Annotated in this window: 16 protein-coding genes; 11 read left to right on the top strand and 5 right to left on the bottom strand. The window is 68.1% G+C overall.

Annotated features, from left to right (window positions below; genetic code table 11):
• Nucleotides 1-31 precede the first annotated feature (31 nt).
• The 9 genes from urtE to ASG63_RS21390 all read left to right on the top strand — a co-directional run bounded on the left by urtE (nt 32) and on the right by ASG63_RS21390 (nt 11,024).
• Nucleotides 32-721 carry an urea ABC transporter ATP-binding subunit UrtE gene (gene urtE / locus ASG63_RS21430; RefSeq protein ID WP_056221777.1) on the top strand — a complete coding sequence of 230 codons (690 nt, stop codon included), beginning with the start codon at nt 32-34 and terminating at the stop codon, nt 719-721.
• Between the two features lie 11 nt (nt 722-732).
• Nucleotides 733-1,749 (top strand): alpha/beta fold hydrolase, encoded by a 1,017-nt coding sequence (locus tag ASG63_RS21425; protein ID WP_056221488.1) that lies wholly within the window; start codon nt 733-735, stop codon nt 1,747-1,749.
• 122 nt (nt 1,750-1,871) lie between these two features.
• Entirely contained in the window at nt 1,872-3,101 is a 1,230-nt protein-coding gene (gene fmdA, locus ASG63_RS21420; protein WP_056221485.1) for a formamidase, read from the top strand.
• Between the two features lie 303 nt (nt 3,102-3,404).
• Entirely contained in the window at nt 3,405-3,728 is a 324-nt protein-coding gene (locus tag ASG63_RS21415; protein ID WP_056221483.1) for an FmdB family zinc ribbon protein, read from the top strand.
• A 184-nt stretch (nt 3,729-3,912) separates the two neighbouring features.
• Complete coding sequence (locus tag ASG63_RS21410) at nt 3,913-5,349, top strand: carbohydrate porin (RefSeq protein ID WP_156394305.1); 1,437 nt, start codon at nt 3,913-3,915, stop codon at nt 5,347-5,349.
• Nucleotides 5,350-5,432: 83 nt separating this feature from the next.
• The gene (locus tag ASG63_RS21405; protein ID WP_056221478.1) at nt 5,433-6,485 is read left to right on the top strand and encodes an aliphatic amidase; all 1,053 of its coding nucleotides are present in this window, start codon (nt 5,433-5,435) and stop codon (nt 6,483-6,485) included.
• A 127-nt stretch (nt 6,486-6,612) separates the two neighbouring features.
• Nucleotides 6,613-7,059 carry an Rrf2 family transcriptional regulator gene (locus tag ASG63_RS21400; RefSeq protein WP_056221475.1) on the top strand — a complete coding sequence of 149 codons (447 nt, stop codon included), beginning with the start codon at nt 6,613-6,615 and terminating at the stop codon, nt 7,057-7,059.
• Nucleotides 7,060-7,215: 156 nt separating this feature from the next.
• Nucleotides 7,216-7,860 (top strand): NADPH-dependent F420 reductase, encoded by a 645-nt coding sequence (locus ASG63_RS21395; RefSeq protein WP_056221471.1) that lies wholly within the window; start codon nt 7,216-7,218, stop codon nt 7,858-7,860.
• Nucleotides 7,861-8,057: 197 nt separating this feature from the next.
• The gene (locus ASG63_RS21390) at nt 8,058-11,024 is read left to right on the top strand and encodes a PAS domain-containing hybrid sensor histidine kinase/response regulator (protein ID WP_082559447.1); all 2,967 of its coding nucleotides are present in this window, start codon (nt 8,058-8,060) and stop codon (nt 11,022-11,024) included.
• Between the two features lie 326 nt (nt 11,025-11,350).
• Here ASG63_RS21390 and ASG63_RS21385 read toward each other — a convergent pair whose 3' ends face one another.
• Nucleotides 11,351-12,271, bottom strand: coding sequence for a DMT family transporter (locus ASG63_RS21385; RefSeq protein ID WP_056221469.1), 921 nt, complete (start codon nt 12,269-12,271; stop codon nt 11,351-11,353).
• Between the two features lie 69 nt (nt 12,272-12,340).
• Here ASG63_RS21385 and ASG63_RS21380 point away from each other — a divergent pair, with 69 nt between their 5' ends.
• Nucleotides 12,341-12,958, top strand: a complete 618-nt coding sequence (locus tag ASG63_RS21380; RefSeq protein WP_056221770.1) for a TetR/AcrR family transcriptional regulator — start codon at nt 12,341-12,343, stop codon at nt 12,956-12,958.
• Between the two features lie 340 nt (nt 12,959-13,298).
• On the opposite strand, the gene ASG63_RS21375 is transcribed toward ASG63_RS21380, so the two are convergent.
• Nucleotides 13,299-13,562 (bottom strand): hypothetical protein, encoded by a 264-nt coding sequence (locus ASG63_RS21375; RefSeq protein ID WP_056221466.1) that lies wholly within the window; start codon nt 13,560-13,562, stop codon nt 13,299-13,301.
• Nucleotides 13,563-13,820: 258 nt separating this feature from the next.
• Nucleotides 13,821-15,749 carry a hybrid sensor histidine kinase/response regulator gene (locus tag ASG63_RS21370; protein ID WP_082559454.1) on the bottom strand — a complete coding sequence of 643 codons (1,929 nt, stop codon included), beginning with the start codon at nt 15,747-15,749 and terminating at the stop codon, nt 13,821-13,823.
• A gap of 646 nt (nt 15,750-16,395) precedes the next feature.
• Between ASG63_RS21370 and ASG63_RS21365 the strand changes: the two genes are divergently transcribed.
• A complete protein-coding gene (locus ASG63_RS21365) occupies nt 16,396-17,526 on the top strand; it encodes a carboxylate-amine ligase (protein ID WP_056221459.1) in 1,131 nt (376 codons plus the stop codon).
• Between the two features lie 336 nt (nt 17,527-17,862).
• Here the strand turns inward: ASG63_RS21365 and ASG63_RS21360 are convergent, their stop codons facing one another.
• Entirely contained in the window at nt 17,863-18,333 is a 471-nt protein-coding gene (locus ASG63_RS21360; RefSeq protein WP_056221456.1) for a hypothetical protein, read from the bottom strand.
• A gap of 269 nt (nt 18,334-18,602) precedes the next feature.
• Nucleotides 18,603-19,487 (bottom strand): LysR family transcriptional regulator, encoded by an 885-nt coding sequence (locus ASG63_RS21355; protein WP_056221453.1) that lies wholly within the window; start codon nt 19,485-19,487, stop codon nt 18,603-18,605.
• Between the last annotated feature and the right edge of the window lie 8 nt (nt 19,488-19,495).

Here is a 19,495-nt window from a genome sequence, read left to right as displayed (position 1 = left end):
CGTGCCGCCCATCCAGGCCGGGCTCCAGCCGATGCTGGCGATCGGCGACCTTCACGCGGCCTATGGCCAGAGCGAGGTGCTGCACGGCCTCGACATCGCGGTGGCGCCCGGCGAGATCGTCGCCGTGATGGGCCGCAACGGCATGGGCAAGACCACGCTGATGAAGACCCTGATGGGCATCGTGCCGGTGAAGTCCGGCACGATCCGGGTCGACGGGGCCGCGGTCGAGGGCCTCAAGAGCCACCAGCGCGTGGCCAAGGGCCTCGCCTACGTGCCCCAGGGCCGCATGATCTTCTCGGCCATGACCGTGCAGGAGAACATCGAGACGGGGCTCACCGTCACCGGCGAACGCCGGGTGCCCCAGGACCTCTACACGATGTTCCCGGTCCTCCTCGAGATGAAAGGCCGGCGCGGCGGCAACCTGTCGGGCGGCCAGCAGCAGCAGCTCGCCATCGCCCGGGCCCTGGCGAGCCGGCCCAAGGTCCTCCTCCTCGACGAGCCCACCGAGGGCATCCAGCCCTCGATCATCCGCGAGATGGGCCGCACCCTGAAGAAGATCCGTGACGAGCGCGGCCTCTCCATCGTGGTCTCCGAGCAGGTTCTGAGCTTCGCCCTCGACGTCGCCGACCGGGTGCTGGTGATCGAGAACGGCGTGATCGTGCACGAGAGTCTGCGCGCCGACATCGACGAGGCCCAGGTCGCCCGCTTCCTTTCGGTCTGATGGAGGTCAGAATGGTCGATTACGAGATCTTCGAGCTCGGCGACTTCGTCCTCCAGTGCGGCAAGACGCTGCGCAACGCCCGGCTCGCCTACAAGACCTTCGGCACGCTCAATGCCGCCCGGGACAACGCCATCGTCTACCCGACCTGGTACTCGGGCCAGCACACCGAGAACGAGTGGCTGATCGGGCCGGGCAAGGCGCTCGATCCCGACACCTACTTCATTATCGTCCCGAACCTGTTCGGCAACGGGCTGTCGTCCTCCCCGAGCAACACGCCGCCCCCCTGGAACGGGCCGCGCTTCCCCAACGTCACCGCCTACGACAACGTCACGGCCCAGCACCGCCTCGTCACCGAGCATTTCGGCATCGACACGCTGGTCCTCGTGACCGGGTGGTCCATGGGCGCGCTGCAGACCTACCATTGGGGGGCGCTCTACCCCGACATGGTGCCCCGCATCCTGCCGTTTCAGGGCTCGGCCAAGTGCTCGCGGCACAACTTCGTCTTCCTGGAGGGCGCCAAGGCCGCGCTGCAGGCCGACGCCGCCTACGCGGAGGGCTGGTACACGAGCCCGCCGAACCGGGGCCTGCGCGCCTTCGGCCGGGTCTATGCCGGCTGGGGCCTGTCGCAGACCTTCTACCGGATCGAGGCCGACAAGACCCATATGGGCTACGCCTCGCTCGAGGATTTCCTCGTCGGGTTCTGGGAGGGGCTGTTCTACACCCGGGACGCCAACGACCTGCTGGCGATGCTGTGGACCTGGCAGAACGGCGACATCAGCGCCAACGACCGCTTCAACGGTGATCTCGACGCCGCGCTCGGAGCGATCCGCGCCGACGCGATCCTGATGCCGGCCTCCACCGACCTCTACTTCCCCCCCGAGGACAACGCCATCGAGGCGGCGGCCATGCCGAACGCGGACCTGCGCGTCCTCGACACCTGGTGGGGCCACTTTGCGGGCGGACCGGGGACGAGCCCCGACGACATCGCCACACTCGATGCGGCCCTGAAGGAGCTGCTCGCACGCTGACGGCGACCGGGCCCGGCGCGCGCCGGCCCGACGATCACCGCCACATCACCCGCCGGCGGATCTCACCGCCGGCGCGAACGGGGACGCATGTCCCCTGTCTGGGAAGGGAGCACCGACGCAACATGCCCGAGACCCTGATCAAGGTCGATCTGACCCAATCGGCCTACGACAACGACATGGTGCACAACCGCTGGCACCCCGACATCCCCATGGTGGCGATGGTCAAGCCCGGCGACGACTTCATCGTCGAGACCTACGACTGGACCGGCGGCTTCATCAAGAACAACGATTCGGCCGACGACGTGCGCGACATCGATTTGTCGATCGTGCACTTTCTGTCCGGCCCGATCGGCGTCGAGGGTGCCGAGCCCGGCGACCTCCTCGTGGTCGACCTCCTCGACATCGGCGCCAAGCCCGAGAGCCAGTGGGGCTTCAACGGCTTCTTCTCGAAGAAGAACGGCGGCGGCTTCCTCGACGAGCATTTCCCCCAGGCCCAGAAATCGATCTGGGACTTCGAGGGCATGTTCACGAAGTCGCGCCACATTCCCGGCGTGCGCTTCCCCGGCCTGATCCATCCCGGCCTGATCGGCTGCCTGCCCGATCCGAAGATGCTGGAGACCTGGAACACCCGCGAGAAGGCGCTGTTCGACACCGACCCCAACCGGGTCCCGGCCCTGGCCACCCTGCCCTTCGCCCCCACCGCCCATATGGGCCGGCTCAAGGGCGAGGGACGCGACAAGGCGGCGGCGACGGGCGCCCGCACGGTGCCGGGCCGCGAGCACGGCGGCAATTGCGACATCAAGGACCTGTCGCGGGGCTCGAAGATCTACTTCCCCGTCTACGTTCCCGGCGCCGGCCTCTCGATGGGCGACCTGCATTTCAGCCAGGGCGACGGCGAGATCACCTTCTGCGGCGCCATCGAGATGGCGGGTTGGGTCCATCTCAAGGTCAGCCTGATCAAGGACGGCATGGCCAAGTACGGGATCAAGAACCCGATCTTCAAGCCGTCGCCGATCACGCCGAAGTTCGACGACCATCTCATCTTCGAGGGCGTCTCCGTCGACGAGTACGGCAAGCAGCACTACCTAGACGTCACGGTGGCCTACCGCCAGGCCTGCCTCAACGCGATCGAATACCTGAAGAAGTTCGGCTACTCGGGGGCCCAGGCCTACTCGATCCTCGGCACCGCGCCGGTCCAGGGCCACATCTCCGGCGTCGTCGACATCCCGAACGCCTGCGCCACCCTGTGGATTCCGACGAAGATCTTCGACTTCGACATCAATCCCGGCGCCGACGGACCGACGAAGTTCCTCGACGGCTCGATCCAGATGCCCCTGTCGCCCGATCTTTGAGGATCGGGTCGCGCCCGATCCGGCGCGCATCCCCCTCCTCCTGGCAGGCGGACCGCAGAGGCCGGTTCGCGCGCCGAGACGTCTCCCGTCGCACCATGTCATCCCGGGGCCGCGCAGCGGAGCCCGGGATCCAGACGCACAGGTGGTGCGAGACTGCATGCCGTCGGCGGGTCCGGATTCCGGGCTCGCCTGCGGCGCCCCGGAATGACGCGGCGGGCCGCATGCGAACGCGCGATCGTCCAGAGTCGTGGGTCGCACTCCGCTCGCCGCGCTCCACCCAGCAGACAGCACCGAGAGGTCCCCATGCCCGTCTACGATTACGCCTGCGAGGGCTGCGGCCCGTTCACGGTGCTGCGCCCGATGGCCGAGTTCCGCGATCCCCACGACTGCCCGGATTGCGGGACCGCCTGCGGCCGCGCCTTCCTCACCGCGCCGAACCTCGCCTCCATGGATGCGGGATTGCGCAAGGCGCACGCCACCAACGAGCGCAGCCGTCATGCCCCCCGCAAGGTTTCGGGGCACGGCGCCGGCTGCGGCTGCTGCAGCGGGTCGGCGAAGACCAAAACGCAAGCAACGCCGGCCGCCAAAAGCTTTCCGTCGGCACGACCCTGGATGATCAGCCACTAAATTAAGCACTGGCACTGCAATTGCAAAGTATTACCCGACAGCAGATCTGCACAGTGTCTGGGCCTATCGAGATATAATTCCACAGCTGAAGTGGATGGGATGGGTCCGAGGCGGGATCGATGCTGGAGCGTGGGGTGGTACGATGATCCAGAGATTCGAACGGGGACCGGTGCCGAGGCGCCGGATGGGATGGGGGGCGGCCCGGGGCGCGCTCCTGTCGGCGGCGGTCGCGTCCGCCGGCGTCCTGGTGGACGGGCCGGCCCTGGCGCAGACGGCCTCGCCGGTGGGCCAGTTCAACGACCAGACGCAGCCGCGCACCGACCCGGCCATCGCCGACAAGCCGAAGGACCCGGTCCGGGTCGGCCCGCTCGTGCCCTGGGCCACCGAGATGGCGGCCCGCGGCCTGACCTTCGACGTCAACGTCTACGACTTCTACCAGGCCAACCCGACCATGGGTCTGCGGCCCGGCGAGCAGTCGAACTCGGCCTATTTCGTCCTGTCGATGACGGCCGACATGCAGAAGATCGCCGGCATCTCGGGCGGGACGATCAACTTCACCCAGACCTTCTTCGGCCTGGTGCGCAACCTCAACATGGCCGCCGACATCGGCGATACCACGGTGGGCTACCAGCCGCCGTTCAACCCCAACTTCGCCCGGCTGTCGCTGTTCACCTACCAGCAGAAGCTGCTCGACGACCGCCTCGTGGTCGAGGTCGGCCGCACCCATCCGGACCGATACTACGGCCTTCCGCCGTGCAACTCGATCAATTCCTGCTTCCAGGACATGTTCTACTTCAACGCCGGCTTCACCTCGCCGCTCTACGGGGTCTGGGGCGCCAACGTCGCCTACAAGCTCTCGCCGACCACCTACGTCCAGGCCGGCGCCTTCAGCGTGAACCCCAACACCAACGGGCTGTCGGGCTATGATTTCGGCTACGAGCGCCTGGCCGGCGCGGTGGTGATGACCGAGATCGGCCGCAAGACCGACTTCTCCCAGGAGGCCTATCCGGGGCGCGTCTCGCTCACCGGCTTCTACAACACCGCCGATCACGAGGATAATTTCAAGACGGCGCTCGGCCGCTCCAAGGGTCTGTTCCCCGGCGATCCGGCCCTGCAGAAATCCGGCACCTCCGGCGTGGTGCTGACCGCCTCGCAGACGGTGTGGCGGGCCGACGGGGGCGCGGAGGCCGCCAACCCGCACCCGGCCTCGATCTCGGTCTATACCGGCACCGGCTACGCCTTCGACCCGACGATCCCGATCCGGTTCAATTCCTTCGCCGGAATCCTTCTGCAGTCGCCCGACCAGTCCCGGCCCAACGACACCTACGGTCTGAAGGCCAACTGGCAGCGGATCAACGCCAACTACGCCGACTTCCTGGCGGATGCGAACTTCATCTCGGGCGGCTCGGGCGCGCCGTTCTCGCGGGACAAGTTCATCTTCGAGGCCAACGCCCACATCGACGTCGGGGCCGGCGTGATCCTCGAGCCCGTGGTCCAGTACGTCGTCAATCCGAACTCGTTCTGGAACCCCTACACCGTCCGGCGGCCGAAGGACGGCGTCTATGGCGGCTTCACCCTCGTGGTTCCCCTCGGAACCCTCCTCGGCCTCGCGCCGGGCTAGGGGCCCGGGGGACCCCGTCTCCCCCCACGCGTGCCGCCAAACACCGCGGCACGCGCCACGTCTCGAAACCGGAGGATCGCGCCATGATGCACGGAGACATTTCGTCCAGCCAGGACAGCGTCGGCGTCGCCGTCGTGAACTACAAGATGCCCCGCCTGCACACGCGGGACGAGGTCCTGGAGAACGCGTCCAAGATCGCCGACATGGTGGTCGGCATGAAGTCCGGCCTGCCCGGCATGGACCTGGTGATCTTCCCCGAATACTCGACCCACGGGATCATGTACGACGCGGCCGAGATGTACGAGACCGCCACCACGGTCCCGGGGCCGGAGACCGACATCTTCGCCGCCGCCTGCCGCAAGGCGAGGGTCTGGGGCGTGTTCTCCCTCACGGGCGAGCGCCACGAGGAGCACCCGAACAAGGCGCCCTACAACACCCTCATCCTGATGAACGACCAGGGCGAGATCGTGCAGAAGTATCGCAAGATCATGCCCTGGACGCCGATCGAGGGCTGGTATCCGGGCGACCGGACCTACGTCTCCGACGGCCCCAAGGGCCTCAAGATCAGCCTCATCATCTGCGACGACGGCAACTACCCGGAGATCTGGCGCGACTGCGCCATGCGGGGCGCTGAGCTCATCGTCCGCTGCCAGGGCTACATGTATCCGGCGAAAGAGCAGCAGGTCCTGATGTCGAAGGCGATGGCGTTCGCCAACAACACCTACGTGGCGGTGGCCAATGCCGCCGGCTTCGACGGAGTCTACAGCTACTTCGGCCACTCGGCGATCATCGGCTTCGACGGGCGGACGCTGGGCGAGTGCGGCGAGGAGGAGATGGGCATCCAGTACGCCGCCCTGTCGAAGTTTCTGATCCGCGATGCCCGCGCCCACGGGCAATCGGAGAACCACCTCTTCAAGCTGCTGCATCGCGGCTACACCGGCATGATCGCCTCGAAGGAGAACCGGCACGGCCTGTCGGAATGCCCCTACGACTTCTACCGCCGCTGGATCGAGGACCCCGATGCCACCCGCGAGGCCGTGCGGGCGATCACCCGGCCGAGCGTCGGCACCCCGGAATGCCCGATCGAGGGCATCCCCTTCGTGGGCAAGGGCGAGGGCCCGCCCGACCCGGCTTGATCCGGCGCCCCTCACCCGTGTGATGCTTTGAGGGGCCTCGGCCAGCGACGGCGCGACGATGCGCGGGAACCCGGTTGACAGGCGCGAGATGTGTCGTATTGTCATCGACACACAAGCGAAATCGATCATGCCCACCACCACCCGCTTCGCCGTCGCCGTCCACATCCTCGCCGCCCTGGCGGTGAGCGGCGGCAAGCCGCTCCGGTCCGAGGATCTCGCCTATTCCGTCAACACGGGCGCGGTGGTGATCCGGGGGCTTCTGTCCCGCCTCGGCGAGGCGGGGCTGACCCGTTCGCAGATGGGGGCGGGCGGCGGCGCGCTGCTGGCCCGACCGGCCGAACGCATCCGCCTCCTCGACGTCTACTGCGCGGTGGAGGATACGGCGCTGTTCACCCTGCACCGGACCCCGCCCTGCGAGGCCTGCGCGGTCGGCGGACAGATCCAGGCCGCCCTCAGCCCGATCCTCGGGCGGGCCCGGCAGGCCCTGGAGGACGAGTTGGCGACCGTCACCATCGCCGACATCGCCGCCGAGGTGGCGCGCCTCGGCAAGTTCACGATCCCCCTCTCCTGGTGATCGTTTTTTATCCTAAAGTGTAATCGCGTCGTCGACATAGCAACATTCGAGTTGGATGCGGCCGGCATTGAATGCGGATCGTTCGCCACCGGGGCGCGGACGGCTCGAAGACGCAAAGCCCCCGGCAGCAACCCCCTTCATGACAGGAGCGACACCATGAGCATCGGTATCCTTGGTTCCGGCGGCCTCGGCTCGAACGTGGCGCGGGCGCTGGCTCGCAACGGCATCGCCGCCACGGTGGCGAACAGTCGGGGGCCGGCCTCGCTGGCGGCCCTCGTCGCGGAACTCGGTCCCTCGATCACGGCGGGCACCGTCGCGGAGGCGGCCAGCGCCGACATCGTCTTCGTCGCGCTGCGCTGGACCGACACCGAGACGGTGCTGAGCCGCCTGCCGGCCTGGAACAACCGCATCGTGGTCGATGGCACCAACCCGGTCGAGTTCCTCGACCCGAATTCGCCCGCCGCGAACGATCCGGCCAACCCGCTGGCCGCCTACGGCATCAAGGCCGTCGATCTCGGCGGCCGCGCGTCGAGCAGCCTGATCCGTGCCCTCGTCCCCGGCGCACGCGTGGTCAAGGCCTTCAATCACCTCGACGTCAACGCCCTGCCCCAGCCCCAACTCTCCGGCGGTCAGCGCGTGCTGTTCTATTCCGGCGACGATGCGGCCGCGAAGGCCGAGATCCGCGCGCTGATTGAGGCCATGCGGTTCTTCCCCGTCGACCTCGGCGCCCTCGACACCGGCGGCCCGCTGGCGGAACTGCCCTTCGGCCCCCTCGCGGCCATCAACTTCGTCAAGGTCTGACCGGCGGTCCCGCCTACGATTCGGGCTGGACCGCGAAGCCCGGATCGAGGGCCGGTTCCGTTGCCGCGGGGCCGGCTCTCGACGTTCTGCGCCGCGGGGCCGCGCCGCCTCCGTTTGACCCGGGCGGGCGGCGCCTCTACCGCCCTTGCCGAGACCCGTCGCCCCTGATCGACACCCCGGAAGGAGGACGTCCCGGCATGAGCCAGCCCGAGACCGACGCGCGCCTGCGCCGCGCCGCGGAACTGGAGCGGGAGGCCGCGCGCCTGCGGGCCGAGGCCCGCCGCTCCGCCGAAGGGCCGGGCATCGGGCCGGATGAGGCCGGGCCGGATGGGGCCGGACCGGATGGGGCGGGGCCGGAGGCCGACCCGATCCCGCACCGGCAGGCGATCCTCGACAGCACGACCCGCTTCGCCATCCTGGGCACGGATCGCGACGGGGTGGTGACCGACTGGAATGCCGGCGCCGCCCGCCTCTTCGGCTGGCCAGCCGCCGCCATCCGCGGCCGCGGCATCGCCTGCCTGTTCACCCCCGAGGATCGCGCGATCGACCGGCCCGGGATCGAGATGCGCCTCGCCCTGGAGCAGGGCCGCGCCGAGGACGAGCGCTGGCACCTGCGCGCCGACGGCACGCGCTTCTGGGCCTCGGGCGAGATGATGCCCCTGCGGGACGGCGACGGCCGGCACATCGGCTACGTCAAGGTCGTGAGCGACCGCACCGCGGAGCACCGGGCCGGGGACGCCCTGCAGAACGCGGAGATGCGCCTGCGCCGCGCCCAGGAGGCCGGCGGCATCGGCGTGTTCTCGGTGGGCATCGACGACGGCATCCTGCACCCGACCCCGGAATTCTGCCGCCTCTACGGGCTGCCCGTGGCCGCGACCTATCCGGCCTCGGTCTTCGAGCGCCTGGTCATCCCGGACGACTCGCACCTCGTCTCCACGGCGGAGAGCCGCCGGCGGGGCGAGCCGCCCCGGGACGTCGAGTACCGCATTCGCCGGCCCGACACCGGCGAACGCCGCTGGATCGCCCGCCGGGGCGAGATCGAGCGCGATGCCGCGGGGCGCCCGCTGCGGTTCTCCGGCGTCGCCCGGGACGTCACCGAGGCGCGCTCCGCCCGCGACGCCCTGGCCACCAGCGAGGCGCGCTACCGCGCCCTGTTCGAGGCCGTCGACGACGGTTTCTGCATCATCGAGTTCTTCGACGGGCCGCACGGCCCCTTGAGCGACTACGTCCACGTCGAGGCCAATGCCGGCTACGAGCGCCACACCGGCATCCCGGACATCGTCGGCCGCACCCTGCGCGACCTCGCGCCGGCGGAGGCCGAGGGCTGGCTCGAGCTCTACGGCGGCGTCCTGCGCACCGGCACCGCGATCCGGTTCGAGCGCGCCTTTCCCCTGGCCGGCCGGCACATCGAGGTCTCCGCCGCCCGGATCGAACCGGCGAGCCGGCGCCAGGTCTCGGTGCTGTTCCGGGACATCTCGGCCCGCCGCCGGGCGGAGGACGCCCTGCGCGCCAGCGAGGCCCTGGCCCGGGAGAACATCGAGCGGGTGCAGCTCGCCCTGGCCGCCGGGGCGATCATCGGCACCTGGCTCTGGGACCTGCCCACCGACCGCTTCAGCGTCGACGAGGCCTTCGCCCGCAGCTTCGGCCTCGATCCCGCCGCCGGGCGCGAGGGCCTGAGCCTCGCCCAGGTGGTGGAGACTGTGCACCCGGACGACCGCGCCGGCCTCGCCGAGGCCATCGAGGCCGCCATCGCCCGGGGCGGCGCCTACGCGCACCAGTACCGCACCCGGCGGGTGGACGGCCGCTACTACTGGCTCGAGGCGAACGGCCGCGTCGACCACGGCCCCGACGGCACCCCGCTGCGCTTTCCCGGCGTGCTCATCGACGTGGAGGAGCGCCGGGCCGGCGAGGCCGAGCGCGCGCGGGTCACCGAGCAACTGCGCAGCCTGAACGAGACCCTGGAGCAGCGCGTCGCCGAGCGCACGGCCAAGCTGATGCGGGCCGAGGAGGCCCTGCGCCAGTCGCAGAAGATGGAGGCGGTGGGCCAGCTCACGGGCGGCCTCGCCCACGACTTCAACAACATGCTGGCGGGCATCGTCGGCTCCCTCGAGCTGATGCAGACCCGGATGCTCCAGGGAAGGGTCGGCGACCTGGAGCGCTACATCGGCGCCGCGCAGGGGGCGGCGCGCCGGGCCGCCGCCCTGACGCACCGCCTCCTCGCCTTCTCGCGCCGCCAGACCCTGGCCCCGAAACCCACCGACGTGAACCGCCTCGTCGAGGGCATGGCGGAGCTGGTGCGCCGCACGGTCGGGCCGGCGGTGTCGGTCGAGGTGGTGGGCGCGGCCGGCCTGTGGCCGACCCTCGTGGACCCGAGCCAGCTCGAGAACGCCCTCCTGAACCTCTGCATCAACGCCCGCGACGCCATGCCGGACGGCGGCCGCATCGTGGTCGAGACCGGCAACCGCTGGCTCGATGCCCGCGCGGCGCGCGAGCGCGACCTGGAGCCGGGCCAGTACGTCGCCCTCTGCGTCTCGGACAACGGGACCGGCATGACGCCCGACGTCGCCGCCAAGGCCTTCGATCCGTTCTTCACCACGAAGCCCCTCGGCGAGGGCACCGGCCTCGGCCTGTCGATGATCTACGGCTTCGCCAAGCAGTCGGGCGGCCAGGTGCGGATCTACTCCGAGCCCGGCGCGGGCACGATGGTGTGCATCTACCTGCCGCGCCATCTCGGCGCGGCGGAGGGGGTGGAGACGGTGCCGGACCTGTCGGAGGCGGCCCGGGCCAAGGTCGGCGAGACGGTGCTGGTGGTGGACGACGAGCCCACGGTGCGGATGCTGGTGACCGAGGTGCTGGAGGATCTCGGCTACGCCGCCATCGAGGCGGCCGACGGCGCCTCGGGCCTCAAGGTGCTGCAATCCGATGTGCGCATCGACCTCCTCGTCACCGATGTCGGCCTGCCCGGCGGCATGAACGGCCGCCAGATGGCGGAGGCGGCCCTGGTGTCCCGCCCGGGCCTGAAGGTGCTGTTCATCACCGGCTATGCCGAGAACGCCGCCCTCAACCACGGCCACCTCGCCCCCGGCATGCAGGTGCTGGTCAAGCCCTTCGCCCTGGAGGCCCTCGCCACCCGCATCCGCGGCCTGATCGAGGGGGCCGCGTGATGACCCTCGCCGGTTGATTCCTCGGGCGCTTCTCGCGCGCGGGTCCCCTCCGGGAGGGAGAGGGACAGGGTGAAGTGCGGGACCGCGTCGGATGGGCCACGCCCCTCACCCCGACCCCTTCCCACACCGGAGAGCGACGGCCCGCCGAGATCGCTGCCGCGGGCCCCGTCCGGGTCCAACGCCTGTTCGGCCGTCTCCCGAACTCGCGGCGCGTCGCAAGCGGCTGTAACTGCCCGGACGGCAACGATCCGGCCGCCGTCGCCCGCGTTGCCGGTGTCATCGCAGGCGGCTGAGTGAGTCCCCCCACCCAAACGGGAATCGCCGGTTCATCCCCGTCCTTTCGCACCGAGCGCGATTCCGACCAGGATGGTGAGCGCCGCGACGACGAGCCGCGGATCCAGCCCTTCGGCCAGGATGACAGCCGACAGACCGATCCCCACGACAGGCGTCGCAAGAACACCGAGAGATGCGGTGGTCGCCGGTACGCGCCGGTTCACGACCGTCATGGCCCAGAACCCGAGCGCTGTTCCGATGACGCCGTTGTAGGTGAGCGCCAGCAGCGCGGGCGTCCCGATCCGCGTCGGCGGTGCACCCTCGACCGTGAGCGCCAGGATCACAAGGACGATGGTCGCGAGCAGGCATTGCCAGGGCATGAGCTGGAGCGGCGTCGCCTCCCAGCGATGGGCCCGGGTGTAGACGATGCTGACCGACCAGCAGAGCGCGGCCACGATCACCAAGCCGTTCCCTAAAAGGACCGCCGCGTCCCCCCACGCGAAGCTGCCCGGCTCGAAGAGCACCAGCAGGCCGGCGATGCCGACCGCGATGCCGGCGACTTGCCGCGCGGACACGCGCTCGCCGAGGAAGAAGAAGGCGGCGGGCGCGACCCAGAGCGGGGTGGTGTAGCCCAGCACGATGGCGCGGCTCGCCGGAACGAAGACAAGCCCCGCCGTCATGAGGCTCGCGAAGGCGACCATGTGAAAGAGCGCGATCACGAGGATGACCGGCAGGTCGGCCCGGGACGGCAAGACAAGCTGTCGGGCCGCAAACAGGGATGGGAACAGGACGAGAGCGGCCAGCCCGGTGCGGATGGCGACTGCCCAGAGCGGCGTGACCTCCCGTACCGCCAGCTTCATGACGACCCAGTTGAGGCTCCAGGCCAGGACCACGAAGGCGAAGAGGCCGATGGTGGAGAGGGCAGAGGCCGAATCCCGCTTTTGGGCGGGGAGAGCGGCAGTGGGTGCGGGCATCGCGGCGGCCTCATGTAGACAGGTCTGTCTACACTGTCTCACATAGGACGGCCTGTCTACATGGTCGGGATGACATCAGACCCAGGCACCGCGGCATCCGCTCCCATCCCGGCCCGGGATCGCATCCTGCGGACGGCACAGGATCTGTTCTACAGACAAGGCATCCGCGCCACCGGCATCGACCGGATCATCGCGGAGGCGGGGGTGACGAAGGTGACCTTCTATCGGCACTTCCCCTCCAAGGACGTCTTGATCCGGGCTTATCTGGAGCGGCGGCACGTGGCCTGGATGGCTTGGTTCCGCGCGGCGCTCTCGTCCGCCCGCGCCGCCCAGCCGGAGGAAGAGCGCAGGGAGGCACCGCTGGTGCCCGTGCTCGACGCCGCGCGAGAGTGGTTCGGCCTCGCCGACTTCCGGGGGTGCGCCTTCGCCAACACGGTCGCGGAGGCGGGGGAGGCCGCCTTGCCACTCGCCGGCATCGCGGCGCAGCACAAGCACGAGGTGCGGGATGCGATTGCGGCGCTGTTGCCCCCGACAGCGAGGGGTCGCGCCGAGATCGCCTGGGCCGCCACTCTGGCCCTGGACGGAGCGGCTGTGAACGCGCAGTTCGGCGAAGCTTCCGCGGCTGCGGCACTGGATGGCCTCCGCAGCCTTCTCGATGCCCTCGGCTCGCGCCCGTCCCTTCCATGAGGGTCCGCTTTCCGCCCCGCGCCGGACTGGCCGAAAGCCCATGAACGACCGCGTCCGGGAAGCGCCGGCGGCTGTCTCTGCGGCTTCCCCGGGTCGCAACCTGCCCCCGATGGTCCAGCGGAGGCGGGCGCTCCCGGAATCCGCCGACCCTTCGCCGACCTTCCGCTGCGCCGCGCGCTTCAGGCAAATCCCGTCAGGTGGCGCGGGCTGCGTGGTCCACTCTGCCGGCGGATCGCGGACTGGGCGATCACGGGTGACGCGCCGGTGCTCGGCATCCGGCTGCGGCGGGTGACCGTGTGAACGGCCGTTGAGGAGGGGGTGCGGACCTGATGCGTCGCGTTCAAAGCTCGCGTCGGCGCGTGCCGGCCCTGTCGCCTTCGATAAACCGGCGGATGACGTCCTTCTCCCGATCCGTCTCGCCTGTGGAAACGCGCCCGAAAAGACGATCGAGCCAGATGGACGTGAAGAAGACCAGGACCCAGCCTATCGAAAACAAGAGGAATTCGGTTTCAACAGCGTAGATTTTCCCATAGCAAGCCCTGACGAGCATCTGAGATGCAAAGGCGATTGGATAAAACCAGAAAACTTTCCAGTTTGAGGGCATCGTATGCCTCCAAGCGCCGTCATTGTCCGATGCGAAACTCAACGAAGGTTTATTAGGGAAGTGCCAAAGTGAACTTCCATCACAGGTTTTCGGCAGCCCTGTTCAAGCGGATCCGTTTCATCGAGCAACACCTATTGGAACATTGCGGCTGCCGTCTGCAATGGATGGCTTTCCGCCGGTCTGCTTTCGGACGGCAAGTGCATTCAAGCGGACATCGTGGGGTTTCGAACGCACCGACCAAGTTGAGGCCGGGCCTGATTAGACCGAACCCCTCGCATGGAAGCTGAGGAGCCGGTGCAGGACGTCGCCCAGTTGCACCGCCGAATACGGTTTTTGCAGTAGCTCGAACCCGTACGTGCCCTCCTGCACCAGCACGTGGCTGTAGCCGGATGCCAGGACCACCGGCAGGTGCGGTATCCGCCGCTGCAGTGCCTTGGCGAGCTCTATGCCACCCATGCCTGGCATCACCACGTCGGTGAACACCAGGTCGAAGCCGGCGCCGTCGCCGCCCAATCGGTCCAACGCCTCCTCGGCGTTGGCCGCCCAGGTCGGACGATAACCCAGGTCCTCAAGGATCTGGGTCGCGAACTGACCGACCCCGATGTTGTCCTCGACAACGAGGATGCGCTGCCCCGTGCCAAGAGGCGTCACGCCCCCGTCGGGCCCGCGGACACGGGCCGGGACCTCCTCTTGCTCGACTTCCGGCAGGTAGAGCGTAAAGGTTGTGCCTTCCCCTACCGTGCTGGCCACATCGATGTCGCCGCCCGATTGCTTTGCAAAGCCGAATACCTGCGACAGGCCGAGTCCGGTGCCCTTGCCGACCTCCTTGGTGGTGAAGAACGGCTCGAAGATCCGGCTGAGCAGGTCCGGGGGGATGCCTGAACCCGTGTCGACGAGGGAGACCGCGGCGAAGGCTTTGCGCGAGCCGGCATGGCCGCGGATGACGGGAAGGGTTGTCCGGCATCCGAGGCGCAGGGTGAGTGTTCCTACCGCGTCCATGGCATCGCGTGCGTTGACGGCCATGTTGATGAGTGCGGTCTCGAACTGACTTAAATCCGCCCGGACGAAGCATGGCGCGTGGGGCACCTCCGCGACCACGCGGACGCGTGCGCCCGTCACGGTATCGAGCATTTCCGCGATCCCACGCATCCTCTCGCCGACGTCGAACACCTCTGGCTTGAGGGCCTGCCGGCGTGCGAAGGCGAGCAACTGGCCGGTCAGCTTGGCCGCGCGCTCAACCGTATCTGAGACGGCGTTCAGGTAGCGATCCTTGCGCGCCTCTGGCAGGTCCGGTCGGCGAAGGAAGTCCACGGACGAGCGGATGATCGTCAGCAGGTTGTTGAAATCGTGCGCGACGCCGCCGGTGAGCTGGCCGACGGCTTCCAGCTTCTGGGATTGGCGGAGGGCCTCCTGGGCCTGCTCCAGCTCGGCCTGCCTTTCCCGGGCCTCGGTGATGTCACGTCCGGTCGCGTAGGTCAGCGTTCCGGCCGGGGCGGCGGTCCATGAGATCCAGCGCGTCGAGCCATCCTTGTGCCGGTAGCGGTTGACGATATGGGGCATCCCGCCCTCGGACGCCTCGGTATAGGCGTCGACCGTCTCGACGTGGTCCTCCGCCAGGACGAACTCGTTGACGTGGTGACCGACCAGTTCGTGCGGCTCGTAGCCGAGAAGGCGGGTCCATGCCGGGTTGACCCGCCGGAAGACGCCCGCGAAGTCGATGATGAGCATCAGGTCGGGCGCGGTGTCCCACATCAGGTCTCGTTCGTTCGTGCGCTCCTCGACGCGCCGCTCCAAGGTCGCGTTCAGGCTGCGCACCTCGCCGAGTGCCCGTTCCAGGCTCTCTTGGCTGTCCTTCAGCGCGGCGTCGGCCAGCACTCGCTGCGTGGTCTCGTTGGTGAAGATGAACAGGCCCGCGATCCTGCCGTCGGCGTCGAGCACCCGTGAATACGAGAAGGAGAACCACGTCTCCGCCGCCCCCCGGTCGGTATCAAGCGTCCACGGAAGGTCCTCGAAGCGGTGGCTGCGCCCGGCGAAGGCGCCTTCGATGATGGGCTTGGCCTGTTCCCAGGCATCCGCCCAGACTCTGTCGAAACGCTCGCCCGTGGCCCAGGCCACCCGGGGGCCGAGCAGGCGGGAATAGGTGTCGTTGAAGAAGAAGTGCAGGTCCGGCCCCCAGGCCAGGATCATGCTCTCGGGCGAGTTCAGGACCAGCGACAGCGCGGTCTTGAAAGCTTGCGGCCACGTCTCGGGTTGCCCGAGAGGATGGGCAGACCAGTCGCGCTCGCGGATGAGGCGCGCGGCCTCGCCGCCCCCAGCCAGGAACGCTGTCGCGTCGCTCACCGTGTCATGCCCAGCGGACGCCGTACGAAGCGGCAATGTCTGCGCCCGGACGTCTTCTTGCTGGGTCGGTGACACCTCTCATCGAGCGTGTCGAAGACCGTGCGGTCGTAATTTTCGCAGTCGCCGAAAGACGTGATCGCGCGCTTCGGCTTATCGGAGGACATTTCAGGGGCCATGCCCCCTTATGACACACGCGCCTTCAGTGGTCGCCGAGGGATTGCTCCTCCGCCGGGCTATGGTGTCTGCTTTTCGCTTCGAACCAAAGTCGCCCTCAGGGCGACGAACGGCTGCTTACAGGCAGCGCCGACAACGATGTGAACGACCGGGTTGGGTCGTACTCGGAACGTCTGCCTCTCGGCGACGAGCTCAGGTCTGCATCCCCCAATTCGGCCCGGTAAATGCCTTATCGATCCATAGTCCGATATCGTGAGGTGGCTCTCCGGGACTGCCGTTCGAGAGTGCCAAACGTCGTCCTGCTGAATGGGAGCACGAAATGGCGCAGCGCTCGGGGCACGACTTCAAATTCGGGATCGAGGAAGAGTTCTTCCTGGCGAGCGCACGCTCCCGGGGTGCTCCGCGCAGTTCGATCCAGGGGTTCCACGACGATGCCAAACGCTTGGGCTCGGTCGAGCGTGAGCTTTTAGAGAACGAAATCGAGATCTGCTCTGCACCAACCGCGAGCGTCGAGGAAGCGCAGACTGCGCTCGGCAACCTTCGTGATCAGCTTCAAGGCACCGCGCGCAAGCACGGGCTCAAGCTGTTCGCTGCCGGCACCCACCCGACTGCAGTCTGGTCCGTTCAGAAGGAGACCGACAAGCCGCGCTACCGCGGCATGATGGACGACCTGCAGATCACCGGACGCCGCTCCGTGGTCGCCGGCATGCACGTTCACGTCGAGGTGCCGCGACCCGAGGCGCGGATCGACATCATGCGGCGTATCTATCCGTTCCTCCCCCTGTTGCTCGCCCTCTCGACGTCATCGCCGTTCTACGACCGCCGCCGGACCGGTCTGCACGGATATCGGCTTCGGGCATACGCCGAGCTGCCACGGACTGGCCTGCCCGAGTTGTTCGACGACGCCGACGACTACGCCCGCTACGTGAAGGTCATGACGGCCGCGGGCGCGGTGCCAGACCCGACTTATTTCTGGTGGCACATCCGACCCTCGGTCCGGTACCCAACCCTTGAGCTACGCGTCGCCGATAGCTGCACGCGTCTCGAAGACACCCTGACCGTCGCCCAGATCTATCGGTGCCTCGTTCGCTTGCTGGACCGCCGGCCGGACATCCATAAGGGCCTGACAGGAGCATCACGCGGGTTCGTTATGGAGAACCTGTGGCGGGCCGAGCGCGATGGCACCGGAGCGTCCCTGATCGACGAGACCGCCGAGCGCGTCGTACCGGTCCATGAGGCCGTCGACGCGCTTCTCGACCTGATCGCCGACGATGCGGCGGCACTCGGATGCGCTGCCCAGGTCGCGCACGCCAAAATCATCGCCCGCAACGGATCGAGCGCCGCAGGGCAACTGGCTGCTTACGAGACCGTCATCGACGCGGGCGCGGGGGAGAGCGCCGCCCTGCGTGCGGTCGTGGACTGGCTGGCCCGGGAAACGAGCGCGGGCTGATCGTCATACGGAAGGATGCGGCGTGACGCGCGTTGGCCCTTCACGTTTCCAGGATTGAGGACTACGCGATGCGCGCACGTCGGAGATCACGCGCCAAGACAGCATCCTGGCTCACCATGGGCACCGACCTCGCAATGCTCGGTGTTGAGGCGCAGATGATAATCAGCCAGCGCATGGCGATGTTCATGCTCGGCGGTCCGAAGGCGCGCTAGGAAGCGCGACTGGTGGTGACCGGCGAACATCACTCGATTGAGCCAAGGTTCGTTCCGACAGCTCCGGCCCATGGACCACCGTGGGCACCGGAATGGCCTTACGCGACCCCGGTGCCCGTGAAGGCTACGCCGCCTTTGCGGTGACTTTCGCGAAGGTGCCCGTAGCGATCTGCTCGTCGAGCTGCGCCTTGAAGTCGGCGATGCCGAGGACCTGGACGGGATTGCCGGAGTCGTCGAGGAACTCGTAGAGCGCGTCCTCAATGTTGCGGTTGCTGAAGAACACGATGGCGTCCTCGTCGCCGCCGCCCTCCATGTGAGGGTCGCCGTTCGCCACGCCCGAGACGTAGCTGCCCGTTGGGCGCGTCTCCTTGTGGGTGCCGTCCTCGCGGTAGAAACGGAGCTCGCCCTGCATCACGAGCGTCACGTACGGGCTCTTGTGCCGGTGCAGCATCACCTTCTGGTTCGCCGCGAACTTGAACACGACGTCGACGATGCGGTTCTCCTCGTCGACCTTGTAGACGAAGAACGCGATGTGCGGCAGCCAATCCAGCGTCCGCCAGGTGATGTTGCTCTCGTCGAACATGGGCTTCGGCATCCTGTTTCCTTCCGTTGTCCCCTCCGGTCGCTCGTGGGCGGCGCACGGCTTTCCGCCGCATCGGATGGTTTGACCTGGGGGCAACGTCCCGCACGACGGATCGATGCGGCGGCCCTTCCGGTCAAGCGAACCTGCCGCATGAAGTCGTAGGTAACGGCGGACATTCAGACCGCGTGTCGGATGACCGCCAGCACCGTGACGAGCGTGCCGACCGACCGTCGGAAGCGGACCGTTCTCGGGTCCGCACTCCGCTCAATCCAGCCGTGGCGTCAGATCCTCATGCGGTCGATCAGGACCCTGAGACCGCCGGAGACATGCCTCCGGCTCGGGTAGTAGAGGAACAAGTCGCCCTTCACGGGGCACCACGCCTCCAGGCATAAGCCAAGGGTCCCGGCATCGAGGTACGGCCTGGCGCGATCCTCCCAGACGTAGGCGAGACCGCCTCCCTTGGCGGCGACCTCGATCATCAGTTGCTGGTCGTCGAGGGTGATCGGGCCGTCGACCTCGACCTCGATGGCCTCGCCGTCCCGTTCGAACCGCCAGTTGAACATCTTGCCGCTGGGGAAGCGGTACCGGATGCCGATGTGTCGGGCGAGGTCGCGTGGGTGCTCCGGAAGCGGGTTCCTGCTCAGGTATTCCGGCGAACCCACCACGACGAGACGCTGCACCGGCCCGATCCGGACGGCAACCATGTCCCGGGACAGCACCTCGCCGAAGCGGATGCCGGCGTCGAAACCTTCCTCGACGATGTCGACCAAGCTGTCGGTGGCTACGACGTCGAGGTGCAGACCTGGGTTCTCCTCGATCAACGGGACCATGACGTCGCGCATCAGGAAGGGGGCAATCGAGGTCGGCAAATTGATCCTGACGGTGCCGAACGGGGTCTCCCGGAAGGTATTCAGGCTCTCCTGCGCTCTCGCGATCTGCTCGAAGGCAGGTGCGAGCTCGGCGAGAAAGCGTTCGCCCGCGTCGGTCAAGGCGACGGACCGGGTCGTACGCTGGAGCAGCCGAACGCCGATGCGCTCCTCAAGGCTGCGGATGGCATGGCTGACAGCGGATGAGGCGACACCACGCTCGGTCGCGGCCTTACGAAAGCTGCGATGCCTGGCGACCGCCAGGAAGGTCGACATCTCGCCGAGTTCGCTCGCGCGCATTGTTCTAT

The sequence above is a fragment of the Methylobacterium sp. Leaf94 genome, assembly GCF_001426045.1.
GTDB lineage: Bacteria > Pseudomonadota > Alphaproteobacteria > Rhizobiales > Beijerinckiaceae > Methylobacterium.
The sequence above is the reverse complement of the archived record's forward strand: the minus strand, read 5'-3'. Positions and strand labels throughout refer to the sequence as shown.